Here is a 13,529-nt window from a genome sequence, read left to right as displayed (position 1 = left end):
TGCGCCACGCTGTCCGCGCCCCTCAGCACAGCGATCGTGCACCGCAGCCGCCTGGGCTGGCTGGACAATCTCCGGGTCGCCCTGACCGTGCTCGTCGTCGCCCACCACGCCGCCCAGCCCTACGGACCCGCCGACTGGTGGTACGTCAGGGACCGCTCCCACTCGGGGGCGCTCGCCACCCTCTCCGCGGTGAACGGGACGTTCTTCATGAGCCTGTTCTTCTTCGTCTCGGCGGTTTTCATCCCCGCATCCCTCGAACGGCGCGGCGCCCGCCGCTTCCTCACCGGAAGGCTGCTGCGGCTCGGGGTGCCGCTCCTCGTGGGGGCGCTGACGATCGTGCCCGGCCTGATGTACGCGTACTACGTCCACTACCGCGGCTACGCGTCAATCTCCTTCGCGCGCTACTTCGCCGACGTCTACCTCGGCCTGGGGGACCAACCTGCCGACTGGACCGGCCCGTCCTGGCCCGACCTGCAGTTCGGCCACCTGTGGTTCATCCAGAACCTGCTCGCGTACAGCCTGCTCTACGTCCTCTGCCGTCAGGCCGCCCGTCTCCTCACCCGACGCCGTGCCACCTCGACCGTGCACGGCGGCCGTGTCCCCGGCCATCGCGAGCTGGCGCTGCTGGTGGCTGGACTCGCCGTCGCCACCTTCTCGATCCGACTCCGGTACCCCCTGGACACCTGGGTGCCGGTCCTGGACTTCCTGCAGGTCGAGCCCGCGCGGGTGCCGCAGTACGCCACCTTCTTCGCCCTGGGAGCAGCCGCGCACCACTATGGCTGGCTCGATCGCTTCGACGCCCGCACTGGTTGGCTGTGGCTGGTGGGGAGTCTGGCCGGTGTCGCCCTCCTGTTCGCCGCAGGACCGGAGTCCGCCCTCTTCGGTTCCGGCGGACTCGACGCCTCGTCGGCTGTCTGGGCGGTATACGAAAGCGCGCTCTGCGTGGGTCTGTGCGCCGGCCTGCTCACGCTCTTCCGGGAGGCCATGACGCACAGCGGGCGACTGTCCCGGGAACTGGCCGCAGGGGCCTACACCGTCTACATCATTCATCTGCCGCTCGTGGTGACCGTTCAGTACTTCCTGGCCGGTCACGACCTGTCCGCGGTGGCGGCATGGGGAACAGTGTCGGTGATCGCGATTCCGTCGTCCTTCCTCGCGGCGGCAGGACTGCGCAGGCTCCCGGGCCTCCGGCGCGTGCTCTGACGGGCGCGTCACCCCAGGGCTGTCAACGGCGGAGGGACCGCGGCCCCGGTACGTCCATCAGACGGCCGGGGCACGGCGCCGCCCGCGACGGCGCGGACCCCGGAGGTCCTAGGGCCGCGTCACCTGCACCCGGTAGTCACCCTCGTCGTCCTTCTCCAGCACCGAGATCCGTATTCCGTTCGCCCGGTCCGTGAAGGTGTCGCCCGGCTGGTACGGGGCGTCCGAGAGTTCGGCGTGGACGTTGGGGAGGCGGGTGCAGCCGGGGCTGTCCTTGGTGCTGTCGGCCACCGAGATCGGGCCCTGGCCCGTGTCCACGTCGGAGCTCACCTTGTAGATGAGGACGCCGGGGCGGCAGACCGCCTGGTCGTTGCCCGCCTGGGTGCGGACCTCCACCGCGTAGCCGGACTCGGCGGTCAGGGGGACGAAGGCCAGCTTCAGGCCGCCCCGGGTGGCCAGGGGCTGCAGGACGTGGTCCGTGGTGCCGGGGCCGGCGGCGCAGCTGACCTGGTCGTTGTCCAGCCAGCCGAGCTTCCACTTGTGCCAGCCGAGCAGGTCGTTGTTGACGCCCCAGTCCTCGGACATGATGTCCCAGTGCCCGACGGAGCCGCCGCCCTCCATCGTGTAGAGGTCGGGCAGGCCGAAGACGTGGCCGTTCTCGTGGGGCAGGACCCGGTAGCCGGTCTGGGCGTACGAGCCGGACCCGTCGTCCTGGCGGCTGTAGACGAACGAGGTGTTCGACAGCGGCACCCCGTCCGCGATCGGGGCGTCGTCGTTGCCCGAGAACGTCACCGAGAGCACGGTGTCCAGGGCGGAGGGCCCGGCGTTCGGGGTGACCAGGATGTTGACCAGGTCGTACGCGTCGAAGTCCACCTTCGGGTCCGCGGCCGCCACGATGTCCTGGACCAGGTGGCGGTAGCCCGGCTCGTACGGGGAGCCCCGCTCGATTCCGTACTCCTCGAAGGGCAGCGGCATCCGCAGCCACGAGCGGATCGGCGCCTCGGGTATGTAGGTGAGGCGGCCGTAGGAGCTCGTCCGGAACCACTTCGTGGTCTGCGGGAAGAATTCGGCCAGCCGGTCCGTGGCCGGCTCGGTGCCCTCCGCGTCCGGGAAGTCGATCATGAGGTTCAGCGCGCGGACGCGGCCGGTGGAGCGGGCGTAGCCGGGCTGCGTCGGCATGCCCTCCGACATCTGTACGCCCATGGCCGACGCGATCCGGCAGGGGCCGAGCCCCGTGGCCAGGGGGGCGGTCGCGGCGGGGCCGGCCGACGCGGGGCTCTGGAGGGGCAGCGTGCTGCTCGCGGTCGCCAGGGCCGCTATGACCAGGGCCGTTGCAGCGCCGAGAGCGACCGGGCGGCGGTGCTTGCGTATCCGGTGGCGGGGCTGCTGCATCGAGGCGCCTTCCGGTCCGCGGCAGCCGGCCGACCCCGGCTGCGCTCTGCCGCCAGCCTCTGCCGGGTGATCGCGGGGCGCTCGCTGGGTGCGCCGTTCGGCTGGTTTTCCAGTGACCGCGGTGTGCGTGACGCGGGTCACAAAGTCACGGGAAATAAACGGGGAGCCTTTCCCCGTTTGCACCGGTGTCCCCGCGAAACGGGGAAGCGGTCCCCGGTTGTTTCTCCGGCCGGGCCGCGACCGAAGCCCAGAAGGACAGGAGCACCGCCGTGGCCACCACCGCACCCGCGCAGCCCCGTACGCCCAAGCCGAGGGCCGACGCGCTGCGCAACCGGGAGCGGATCGTGGCGGCGGCGCGCGAGATGTTCGTCGAGTTCGGGCCCGACGTGCCCCTCGACGAGGTCGCCCGGCGCGCCGGAGTCGGCAACGCGACGCTCTACCGGAACTTCCCCGACCGTGCCGCCCTCGTTCACGAGGTCGTCCTCGCGGTCACCTCCCGTACCACCGACCGCGCCGAGGAGGCCGCCGCCCACGAAGCGGACCCCCTCGCCGCGCTCACCCGCTTCGTCCACGCGGCGGCCGACGAACGCATCGGGGCCTTGTGTCCCATGCTCTCCGGCGGCTTCGACAAGGACCATCCCGAACTGCTCGCCGAGCGCCGGCGCCTCGAAGAGGCCGTCGAAGGGCTCGTCGCGCGCGCCATGTCCGCGGGGCGCCTGCGCACCGACATCGCCGTCGGTGACGTACTGGTCGCCCTCTCCCAGCTCACCCGGCCGCTGCCGGGCATCGCCTGCCCGAACATCGACCGGTTCACCCACCGTCACATCCAGCTGTTCCTGGACGGACTCGCGGCCCCGGCCCGGTCCGTGCTCCCCGGAACGGCGGCGACCTTGGAGGACCTGCGGCGCCGCACGTGACGTGATCCGCGCCCGCCCCGCTCCCTGCCCCCTTACCTGAAGCCTCTCTCTCAGCCGAAGCCCGACAGACGTTCCGACGACTTCCCGACGGACGCTCCGACGGACGTCCCGTCAGACGTTCCGACAGCCGTCCGTCACACCTTCCGTCAGACCTGCCCTCAGCCGTGCCCGCGCCAGCGGAACGCACGGTTCGCGATCTCTCGCGCCCTCGCCCGCCCCTAGGTGGCTACTCCCATGTCAAAAACAGCTGATCTCCGACTCCCCGACCCCAGTCGCTGGAAGGCCCTGGCCTTCATCGCGCTCGCGCAGCTGATGGTGGTGCTCGATGCCACGATCGTGAACATCGCGCTGCCGCACGCCCAGACCGCCCTCGGCATCACCGACGCCAACAAGCAGTGGGTCATCACCGCCTACGCCCTCGCCTTCGGCGGGCTGCTGCTCTTCGGCGGGCGCATCGCCGACCTCTGGGGCCGCAAGCGCACCTTCGTCGTCGGCCTGATCGGCTTCGCGCTGGCCTCCGCGCTCGGTGGCGCGGCGCAGAACCAGGGCATGCTGTTCGGTTCCCGCGCCCTCCAGGGCGTCTTCGGCGCGCTGCTCGCCCCGGCCGCGCTCTCGCTGCTCGCGGTGATGTTCACCGACGCCAAGGAGCGCGCCAAGGCGTTCGGCATCTACGGGGCGATCGCCGGTGGCGGTGGCGCCGTCGGCCTGATCCTCGGCGGTTTCCTCACCCAGACGCTGAACTGGCGCTGGACCTTCTTCGTCAACATCCCCTTCGCGATCGTCGCCGCCGCCGGTGCCTACTTCGTCATCCGCGAGCCCGCCGGCAGCCGCAACCGCTCGCCGCTCGACGTCCCGGGCGTGGTCCTGTCCGCGCTGGGTCTGGTCTCGCTGGTGTACGGGTTCACCCGCGCCGAGTCCGCGGGCTGGTCGGACGCGCTGACCGTCGGTTCGTTCGTCGCCGCCGGCGTGCTGCTGCTGTCCTTCGTCCTCACCGAGGCCAAGGTCAAGTCGCCGCTGCTCCCGCTGCGCGTCGTGATGGACCGCAACCGCGGCGGCGTCTACCTCTCGCTGGGCCTGGCCGTCATCGCGATGTTCGGCCTGTTCCTCTTCCTGACGTACTACCTCCAGGTCGTCCAGGGTTACTCGCCGATCAAGACCGGCTTCGCCTTCATGCCGATGATCGCGGGCATGATCACCGGCTCCACGCAGATCGGCGCCCGGCTGATGACCCGGGTCCCGGCCCGCACGCTGATGGGTCCCGGCTTCCTGGTCGCAGCCGTCGGCATGCTGCTGCTCACCCAGCTGGACGTCGACACCTCGTACGCGGCGGTCATCCTGCCCGGCCAGCTGCTGCTGGGCCTGGGCATGGGTACGGCGTTCATGCCGGCGATGTCGCTGGCCACGCACGGTGTCGAAGCGCGTGACGCGGGTGTCGCCTCGGCGATGGTCAACACCTCGCAGCAGGTCGGCGGTGCGATCGGCACGGCCCTGCTGAACACGATCGCCGCCTCGGCCGCCACGGCGTACGCCACGTCGCACGCCGCGCTCGGCGCCGAGAACCCGGAGCTGCTGAAGCTCCAGTCGATGGTGCACGGCTTCACCGGTGCCATCTGGTGGGCCGTCGGCATCCTGGTGGTGGCCTCCGCCATCGCGCTGACCTTCGTCAACGCGGGCCGTCCGACCTCGGCGGGAACGTCCGGAGGCTCCGCTTCCGGTGACGCGGAGGGTGTCGAGGACGAGATCAGGGTCCCGGTCGTCGCCCACTGACCCCGGCCGCCCGCGCGGATGCGTTTCTGCCCCGGTTCCCTCGTACGAGAGGACCGGGGCAGAAGTGCGCCGGGGGCGGTGGCTCAGCGCAGCCAGGGGAGGTCGGCGTCCGTGCCCTCCGGCTGGAGCCCGGCCGCCAGGACCTGCATGATCTCGCCCAGCGAGCGCACCTGCTCGGGCGTGAGGCGGTCGAACATCGCCTGGCGGACGGCCTTCACATGGCCGGGGGCGGAGCGGCGCAGCATGGCGTGGCCCTCGTCGGTGAGGACGGCGTTCTGGCCGCGCTTGTCGGAGGGGCAGTCCTCGCGGCGCACCCAGCCGCTCTTCTCCAGCCGGGCGACCGCGTGGGAGAGGCGGGATCGGGTGATCTTGGCGTTCCTGGCCAGTTCGGTCATCCGCATGCGGTGCCGGGGCGCCTGGGAGAGCTGGACGAGCAGGCCGTAGTAGATGTGCGGCATGCCGGCATCGGCCTGCAACTGGCGGTCGAGGTGATCCTCCAGAAGCGTGGTGGCGTGCAGATACGCGCGCCAGACGCATTGTTCTTCGTCGGTGAGCCAGAGCGGCGCACCGGTTGATGCCGTGGTCATGTACTCCACTGTACGACCTTTTCTTGAAAGTTGAACTAGATAGAGCTAAGGTCTCTCAAGGTAGGAGCTTGAAGATTAAAGAATCTTTCCTGTCGAAGCCCTCAAGCCCTCTACAGAAGAATTACCTTGAGTAGCCGCAGTTGGGGAGTGTCATGACAATCACCGCGGAGCGCATGCCCGCCCTCTACCTCTCCCACGGAGCCCCGCCGCTCGCCGACGACCCCGTCTGGCCCGGCGAGCTGGCCGCCTGGTCGGCGGAGCTGCCCCGCCCCACCGCCGTCCTCATGGTGTCCGCGCACTGGGAGGAGGCCCCGCTCGCGCTCGGCGCCACCGAGACGCTCCCGCTGGTGTACGACTTCTGGGGCTTCCCCGAGCACTACTACCAGGTGCGGTACGCCGCCCCCGGCGCCCCGCGGCTCGCCGAGAGCGTCCGCAAACTGCTGCGCGGCGCCGGTACGCCGGTCCAGGACATCCCGGACCGCGGCCTCGACCATGGCGCGTACGTCCCGCTGGTCGAGATGTTCCCGGACGCCGACATCCCGGTACTCCAGATCTCCCTGCCGACGCTCGACCCGCAGAAGCTGATGGACATCGGGCGCAAGCTGGCGCCGCTGCGCGACGAGGGCGTCCTGATCATCGGCAGCGGCTTCTTCACGCACAACCTCGCCGCGCTGCGCCACACGGGCGGCGGCGTCCCCGGCTGGTCGGCGGAGTTCGACGACTGGGGCGACCGCGCACTCCGGGCGCAGGACATCGACGCGCTCCTGGACTTCGAGCACAAGTCCCCGGCGGGCCGCCTGGCACACCCGCGCACCGAGCACTTCGCCCCGCTCTTCGTCACACTGGGCGCCGCCGAGCAGGAGCTCGGCCGGGGGCGCAGCGTCATCGACGGCTTCTGGATGGGGCTGGCGAAGCGCTCGGTGCAGTACGGCTGATGCTTCTACCGGTGCGGCGTCACAGCACCGGAGGGTTCAGCTCCACCGCGCGCAGCGCCGCCGCCAGGGCCGGCGCGCCGCCCACGTCCAGCGCGGTGTCCGCGAACTTGATGGTGTGGTCGTCGCCGTGCGCCGCCGCCCGCGCGAACACCTCGTCGGCCGTGAGCGACGCCCCGTACCCGGCCGGGAGAACGGCAGCCTCGGCGGGGGAGTACGCGGCGGTCACCGCCGCGCTCGCCGTCCACGCGGCCGCCGCGCTCGGCGCCCACAGCTCGCGCGGCAGCGCCGGCAGCGTCCGCAGTACGGCATTGGGCGCGGTCGCCGTGTGCACCAGCATCACCGGCGCACCGTGCCCGTACCGCGCATAGCGGTGGACGGCGGCCTCCACCAGCTCCTCCAGACCGGCGCGCGCCTCGTCCGGGTCGGTCGCCGCCGCGCCCCGCCACTGCGGGAACGCCGTGATCCCGGCCAGCCGGGCCTGGATGCCGCCGGTCTGGGCAGGCACCCGGGGCACGGCGTCCAGGGCGGCGCCGGCGGCCCGGACCGGGGCGAGCGGGGCGGGCGCGGGAAGCGGCTGATGGCGGGCCGCCCAATAGCCGAGCGCGTGGGCCAGCTCCCTGACGCGGGGGCCGCTCTCCTCGGCCGTCAGCAGGGTCCGCACGCTGTGGCCGACCCGGATCACCGGATGCGTGGCGCCGCCCGCGATGCCCGGGAGCAGCCGGGGCCACCACTCGGCGAGCACGTCGCGCCAGGGGCGGCCGGTGGTCTCCCGCTCGAAGTACGCAGCCCAGTCGGCGATGCGGCGGGGGTCGCCCAGGGCCTCCTGCCAGTTCGCCGGGGTGACCTCGGCGAAACGGTCCGGCATGTCCTCCAGCTTCTCCCGGTAGTGGTCGAGCCAGCGGTGCACGGTGGCCGCCTGGCCGTTGCGGACCAGGGCCTCCACGGCCATGGGCGCGTGATTGGACAGCCAGCCGTCGCGCTCGGGGCCAAAGGAGTGCAGCCGCTCCAGGGCCTCGTCGAGCGTGCCGGTGGTGCGGGGGTCGGTGCCATGCGTCGTCTCGGTCATGGCATGGACGCTATGCACCGCGTGCACGCCCGGTAACGGACTGCGGTCCCAAAGCCCCGGGCATGGGGCCTAGGTCTCCGGACCGGGGGCCGGCGGACCGGGTCCCCGGACAGAGGTCCGGGCAACCGGCGACCCGTACCCGGCGTCTTCCGGGGTACGGGGGTGTCGAGGGGCCCCGAAGCGACCCGGGTACCCGGCCTGACCAGCACGGACGTGCCTGGCTGCGGCATGCGCCCGCCCCGGTGGCCGGACAGGGTACTGCATGATCGCGAAATTGAATGCCAGGCATGGGAATTCTGTCCGGATTCCAGTCGTTGTTTCCATCGGATGCAGGGCACCCGAAAGGGTGTCGCGACCTACTCAGCAAGGGAGCACGCATGGCAACCCGTGCCGTCGCCCGTCGTTCGTCCGCCACCGGCGGGACCAACCGGGCGAGCAGTGTTCGCGCCGTGGGCGGAGAGATCGCCGATCGCGACCTGGTCGGCATGTACCTGGACGAGATAGCGCGTACGCCGCTGCTCGACGCCGCCAAGGAGGTCGACCTCTCCCAGGCGGTCGAGGCCGGTGTCTACGCGCGCCAGATCCTCGACGGCCAGGTGGAGAGCGACGCGGGCGGCGCCTCGCGCGAGGAGCTGGAGGCGCTGGTCGCCGAGGGCGAGCGCGCCAAGGACGTGTTCATCCGCTCCAACCTCCGTCTCGTCGTCGCCGTCGCCCGCCGCTACCCGCGCGCCGGGCTCCCCCTGCTCGACCTGATCCAGGAGGGCAACGCGGGCCTGGTGCGCGCGGTCGAGAAGTTCGACTACGCCAAGGGCTTCAAGTTCTCCACGTACGCCACCTGGTGGATCCGCCAGGCCATCACGCGCTCCATAGCGGACCAGTCGCGCACGATCCGGCTCCCCGTCCACCTCGTGGAGGAGCTGGGCCGCATCCGCCGGGTGCAGCGCGAGTTCAACCGGGAGAACGGCCGCGACCCGGAGCACGCCGAGATCGCCGCCGAGCTGGGCTCCACCCCGGGACGCGTCGGCGACGTCCTGGACTGGGCCCGCGACCCGGTCAGCCTCAACATGTCCGTGGACGACGAGGGCGACACGCAGTTCGGCGACCTCCTGGAGGACACCTCCGCCATCTCGCCCGAGCAGTCCGTGCTCACGCTGCTGCGCAGCGAGGAGCTGGAGGAGCTGATCGGCAAGCTGGACGACCGCACCGCGTCGATCATCCGCATGCGGTACGGCATCGAGGACGGCCGCGAGCGCACACTCACCGAGGTCGGCAAGGAACACGGCCTCACCCGCGAGCGCATCCGCCAGATCGAGAAGCACGCGCTGCTCGAATTGAAGCGAATGGCTCACGACACGGGCTTTGACGCTGCGGCCTGAGCCGGAGTCCAGTAACCTCCGAATTGGGCCGCTTCACCCGGCCCCCTGAAGCTGAGTCCCGGCGCCCACCCCCCCTGGCGCCGGGGCTCATTCATTTACGCGCGGCCCTTTCACGCCCCACCCGGCTCCCCGCCGGACCCCGCGCGGCTGAGTCGGCCGCCCAGATCCGCCACGTACGCCACCAGCTGCGGCGGCCGGTGCACGGTGAACTCGCAGTCCACCATCGCCAGCCGCACCGCCACCCACTCCAGCTGGTCACGCAGCACGGTCCGCAGCCGGCAGCCGCCCTCGCCCTCCGGTTCCAGCGGCCCCATCCGGCCGTGCAGCCGCGACGCGACGAATTCCGGCGGCGCCGCGAAACTCACCTCCACCTCGATCTCGGGCTGGCGGCGCGCCATCGAACTCGACAGGAACTCCGCCGCGTCCCCCTCGGGCAACTCCCTCGGCGCGAACCGGGCCCCGGTCGCGAACGGCTCGCTGACCCGGTCCACCCGGAAGGTGCGCCACGCCTCGCGCCCCAGGTCGTACGCCACCAGGTACCAGCGCCAGCCGGTGCTCACCAGCCGGTACGGCTCCACCTGGCGCCGCGACTCGGCGCCGTCGCCCGCCCGGTACGCGAAGCGCAGCCGCTCCCGGCCGGTGACCGCCGAGGCCATCACGGTCAGGGTCTGCGGGTCGATGGTCGAACCGTCGCCCCGGGCCAGCGGGACCGTCGCGTTCTGGAGCGTGGAGACCCGGTGGCGCAGCCGGGACGGCAGCACCTGCTCCAGCTTGGCCAGCGCCCGGACGGACGCCTCGTCCACGCCCTCGATGGCGTGGCCGGCGCCGGCCCGCAGCCCCACCGCGATGGCGACCGCCTCCTCGTCGTCCAGGAGCAGCGGCGGCATGGCGGTGCCCGCCACGAGCCGGTAGCCGCCCACCGAACCGCGCGACGCCTCGACCGGATAGCCGAGGTCGCGCAGGCGGTCGATGTCGCGGCGGATCGTGCGCGGGCTGACGGCCAGCCGCTCGGCCAGCTCGCTGCCCGGCCACTCGCGCGGTGTCTGGAGCAGTGACAGCAGATTCAGCAGTCGTGCCGGGGTATCGGTCATGTCACCCAGGATGCGCGCCCAATGGGTCATGACCTGTCCTATTGACTGTTTACATTCTTTCCATGACTTCCTCCGCACCACTGCCGTCTCCTGCGGCTCCTTCCGACCGCCGCAGGTGGTTCGCCCTGGCCATCGTGATGACCGCGGCCTTCATGGACCTGGTCGACGTCACGATCGTCAACATCGCCATCCCCAGCATCGAGCGGGACACCGGCGCCTCGTTCAGCTCGGTCCAGTGGATCGTCGCCGGATACGCCCTGGCCTTCGCCGCCGGGCTCATCACCGGCGGCCGGCTCGGTGACATCTACGGCCGCAAGCGGCTGTTCCTCATCGGCATAGGAGGCTTCACCCTCGCCTCCGCGCTCTGCGGATTCGCCGCGAACCCGGAGATGCTCGTCGCCTCCCGCCTCCTCCAGGGCGCGACGGCCGCCCTGATGGTGCCCCAGGTGCTGTCGATCGTCCACGCCACCTTCCCCGCCCACGAGCGCGGCAAGGTCTTCGGCCTCTTCGGCGCGATCGTCGGCCTCGGCGCGGTCTCCGGACCCCTGCTGGGCGCGCTGCTGACCGAGTGGAACATCGCGGGTCTCGAATGGCGCCCGATCTTCCTGATCAACCTGCCCGTCGGCGTCCTCGGCCTGATCCTGGGCAGCAGGTTCATCACCGAGTCCAAGTCGCCCCGGGCGCTCCGCCTCGATCTGGTCGGCGTCGTCCTCGTCACGCTCGGCATGCTGATGCTCATCTACCCCCTCACCCGGGGCCGCGAGCTGGGCTGGCCGCTGTGGGGCCACCTGTCGATGGCCGGGAGCCTCCTCGTCTTCCTCGTCCTCGTGCTGTTCGAGCGCGCCAAGGCCGGCCGGGACGGATCGCCGCTGATCGAGCTGTCGCTGTTCCGGGTCCGGAGCTTCGCCGCCGGGATCGCCGTGCAGCTGACCTTCGGCATCGGCCTCGGCATCTTCTTCCTGGTCTGGACCCTGTACATGCAGATGGGCCTCGGCTGGAGCGCCCTGCGGGCCGGCCTGACCGGAGTTCCGTTCTCCGTCTCCGTCTCGGTCGCCGCCGGCCTCTCCGTACAGAAGCTCGTGCCCCGCTTCGGCCGCAAGGTCCTCCAGACGGGCGCGCTCCTCATGGCGGCCGGCCTGCTGCTCTACATCTGGGAGTCGGACCACTACGGCATGGGCATCACGTCCTGGCAGATGGCACTGCCTCTCGTGGTGATGGGCGTCGGCATGGGCCTGATCGTCGCGCCGCTGGCCGACGCGGTGCTGTCCGAGGTGCCCAAGGAGCACTCCGGTTCCGCCTCGGGCCTCTTCAACACCGTGCAGCAGATGGGCAACGCGCTGGGCCTCGGGCTCGTCTCCGTCGTCTTCTACGGGGCGATCGGCGACCGGCTCACCCCGGAGCAGGTCGGCCCGGCCTTCGCGGACGCCTTCGAGCGGTCGCTGTGGTGGGTGGCCGGGGTGCTGGTCCTGATCTTCGTGGTGATGTTCGCCCTGCCGGCCAGGCCGAAGCAGCACGTCGAGGGCGCGGCGGAGGACGAGCCCGACGCGACGGAGCCCGCCAAGGAGCCGGTGCTCACGCACTGATCCGACGGCGTACGCGGCAGAGTCACCGTGCCCGCGTCCCCCCGAGGGACGCGGGCACCGGCATGCGGCGCGGCGGGTCAGCAGATGCGCGTACGTGCCTCCATCGCACAGCGCGCCGTCTCCTCGTCCCCGTACACCTCGCACATGTGGCGGCCGTCGGGCGTCGCCGTGTGCTCGACCTCCCACAGGCTCGTCTCGCTGCCGTCGAGGAGCAGGAACGCGTGCTCGTACAGCGTGAAGCCGGCGTCCCGGCCCTCCACCCGGCACTGGCGGCCGAAGACCTGCGTGATGTGGTGCGCGAACGCGGCCCGCAGCAGCCGGGCGGTCTCCTCGCCGGGCACGTCGCCGTTCTCCGCGCGGCGCAGCACGCGGCGGGCGTGGTCCGCGGAGTTGTCCGGCGCGTACATCCGGGGGAGCGGGGCCGGGGGCGCGGCCAGCAGCGCCGACATGAGCTCCAGGTCGGCCTGGGTCCCCTCCTCGTCACCGAAGCCGGGAACGTCCCAGAGGCTGCCGGTCAGCCGGGCGGCGGCGATGTGGGCGTCGGCCTCGTCGTCGTACAGCTCGTGCTGCCGGGTGTCGGGATGGCCGTCCCCGCGCGGACCGCTGTGCACCAGCTCCCACAGGACCAGCGCGGAGCCGTCGCTCAGCAGATACGCGTGGCGGTAGGTCTCGCGGTGCAGGGTGGCGCTGTGGTGCGAGGAGTACAGGGAACTGCTGTGGGTCAGCGCGGAGCCCAGCCGCTCCACCGTGCTGTCGGGGAGGTCGAACGAATTGAGAGCCCGACGCAGGATTCGCTCGAGGTGCTGCTCGGTCGTCTCATACGGATCGCTCAAGGTGCTGTCTCCAGGCCGTCGCCGCGTGTGACTTGGTGCGTGCATAACGTAGCCCCTGGGGCTGACATCGGGACCGGGGTTGAGAAAAACGCACGGGGCGCACGGAAGGTTCCGCGCCCCCGCCCCGGACTTCCGCACGCGGGCCGAGCGGCCACGTGGAGTGCGTCGACGGCGCGGACTTCCGCCCGGGTGCCCGCACGCGGGCCGGGCTTCCCTACGCGGGCGGCGGGCCGTAGAGGTCCTCGTACGAGGGGAAGGCGCCCCCGCCGTCGCGGCCCCGGACGCCCTTCGCCGCACGGACCGCCTTCACGATGGCCCGGGTCACCGCCTCCGCGCCCGCCGCGAGCAGCGGGTTGAGCGCGACGGGGTCCTCCGTGTCCAGGTCCCGCCGGCCGGTGGCGAGCGCGAACACGGTGTCCCCGTCGGTCATCAGATGGACGGGCCGGATGGCGCGCGCCAAGCCGTCGTGCGCGGTGCCCGCCAGCTTCTGCGCCTGCGCGCGGGTCAGCGCGGCGTCCGTGGCGACGACGGCGAGCGTGGTGTTGAGCGGGGCGCGCGCGCCGGTGCCGTACGCCTCCGCCAGGCGCCGTCGCGCCGCCTCGTGGACCTCGGCCGGCGGGGCGACGGCCGGCACTTCGCCGCCGTACGCGCCGAACAGCACCCCCGTACGGGGATCGAGCACCGACCCCGCCGCGTTGACCACGACGAGCGCGCCGACGGTGAGCCCGGACGGCAGGAGGACACTCGCGGTCCCGACCCCGCCCTTGAGCTGCCCGGCGACC

At 71.7% G+C, this 13,529-nt stretch carries 12 protein-coding genes; 6 read left to right on the top strand and 6 right to left on the bottom strand.

Annotated elements, in window-relative coordinates:
- Window positions 1-36: 36 nt before the first annotated feature.
- On the top strand, window positions 37-1,203 hold the full coding sequence (locus tag G3I41_RS28290; protein ID WP_203601789.1) for an acyltransferase family protein: 1,167 nt from the start codon (window positions 37-39) through the stop codon (window positions 1,201-1,203).
- Window positions 1,204-1,311: 108 nt separating this feature from the next.
- Here G3I41_RS28290 and G3I41_RS28285 read toward each other — a convergent pair whose 3' ends face one another.
- Window positions 1,312-2,592 carry a M6 family metalloprotease domain-containing protein gene (locus G3I41_RS28285; protein WP_164403216.1) on the bottom strand — a complete coding sequence of 427 codons (1,281 nt, stop codon included), beginning with the start codon at window positions 2,590-2,592 and terminating at the stop codon, window positions 1,312-1,314.
- 269 nt (window positions 2,593-2,861) lie between these two features.
- Here G3I41_RS28285 and G3I41_RS28280 point away from each other — a divergent pair, with 269 nt between their 5' ends.
- Together G3I41_RS28280 and G3I41_RS28275 are read left to right on the top strand one after the other, a co-directional pair.
- On the top strand, window positions 2,862-3,509 hold the full coding sequence (locus G3I41_RS28280; RefSeq protein ID WP_164403215.1) for a TetR/AcrR family transcriptional regulator: 648 nt from the start codon (window positions 2,862-2,864) through the stop codon (window positions 3,507-3,509).
- A gap of 234 nt (window positions 3,510-3,743) precedes the next feature.
- Complete coding sequence (locus tag G3I41_RS28275; RefSeq protein ID WP_164403214.1) at window positions 3,744-5,276, top strand: MFS transporter; 1,533 nt, start codon at window positions 3,744-3,746, stop codon at window positions 5,274-5,276.
- Between the two features lie 83 nt (window positions 5,277-5,359).
- On the opposite strand, the gene G3I41_RS28270 is transcribed toward G3I41_RS28275, so the two are convergent.
- Window positions 5,360-5,872 carry a MarR family transcriptional regulator gene (locus tag G3I41_RS28270; protein ID WP_343242239.1) on the bottom strand — a complete coding sequence of 171 codons (513 nt, stop codon included), beginning with the start codon at window positions 5,870-5,872 and terminating at the stop codon, window positions 5,360-5,362.
- A gap of 143 nt (window positions 5,873-6,015) precedes the next feature.
- Here G3I41_RS28270 and G3I41_RS28265 point away from each other — a divergent pair, with 143 nt between their 5' ends.
- Window positions 6,016-6,798: a class III extradiol ring-cleavage dioxygenase gene (locus G3I41_RS28265; RefSeq protein ID WP_164403212.1), complete on the top strand. Its 783-nt coding sequence runs from the start codon at window positions 6,016-6,018 to the stop codon at window positions 6,796-6,798.
- Between the two features lie 19 nt (window positions 6,799-6,817).
- Here G3I41_RS28265 and G3I41_RS28260 read toward each other — a convergent pair whose 3' ends face one another.
- Complete coding sequence (locus G3I41_RS28260; protein WP_164403211.1) at window positions 6,818-7,864, bottom strand: questin oxidase family protein; 1,047 nt, start codon at window positions 7,862-7,864, stop codon at window positions 6,818-6,820.
- Between the two features lie 377 nt (window positions 7,865-8,241).
- On the opposite strand from G3I41_RS28260, the gene G3I41_RS28255 reads away from it, so the two are divergent.
- Window positions 8,242-9,240 carry a sigma-70 family RNA polymerase sigma factor gene (locus tag G3I41_RS28255; protein ID WP_164403210.1) on the top strand — a complete coding sequence of 333 codons (999 nt, stop codon included), beginning with the start codon at window positions 8,242-8,244 and terminating at the stop codon, window positions 9,238-9,240.
- Window positions 9,241-9,350: 110 nt separating this feature from the next.
- Here G3I41_RS28255 and G3I41_RS28250 read toward each other — a convergent pair whose 3' ends face one another.
- Window positions 9,351-10,331: a YafY family protein gene (locus G3I41_RS28250; RefSeq protein ID WP_203601771.1), complete on the bottom strand. Its 981-nt coding sequence runs from the start codon at window positions 10,329-10,331 to the stop codon at window positions 9,351-9,353.
- A gap of 62 nt (window positions 10,332-10,393) precedes the next feature.
- Between G3I41_RS28250 and G3I41_RS28245 the strand changes: the two genes are divergently transcribed.
- Complete coding sequence (locus tag G3I41_RS28245) at window positions 10,394-11,914, top strand: MFS transporter (RefSeq protein WP_164403208.1); 1,521 nt, start codon at window positions 10,394-10,396, stop codon at window positions 11,912-11,914.
- 77 nt (window positions 11,915-11,991) lie between these two features.
- Here G3I41_RS28245 and G3I41_RS28240 read toward each other — a convergent pair whose 3' ends face one another.
- The gene (locus tag G3I41_RS28240; protein ID WP_164403207.1) at window positions 11,992-12,747 is read right to left on the bottom strand and encodes a DUF6227 family protein; all 756 of its coding nucleotides are present in this window, start codon (window positions 12,745-12,747) and stop codon (window positions 11,992-11,994) included.
- Between the two features lie 214 nt (window positions 12,748-12,961).
- A partial coding sequence (locus G3I41_RS28235) for a P1 family peptidase (protein ID WP_164403206.1) occupies window positions 12,962-13,529 on the bottom strand: 568 nt, incomplete at its 5' end.

Origin of the sequence: Streptomyces sp. SID9727 (assembly GCF_010550605.1) — a bacterium.
Classification (GTDB): domain Bacteria; phylum Actinomycetota; class Actinomycetes; order Streptomycetales; family Streptomycetaceae; genus Streptomyces.
The sequence above is the reverse complement of the archived record's forward strand: the minus strand, read 5'-3'. Positions and strand labels throughout refer to the sequence as shown.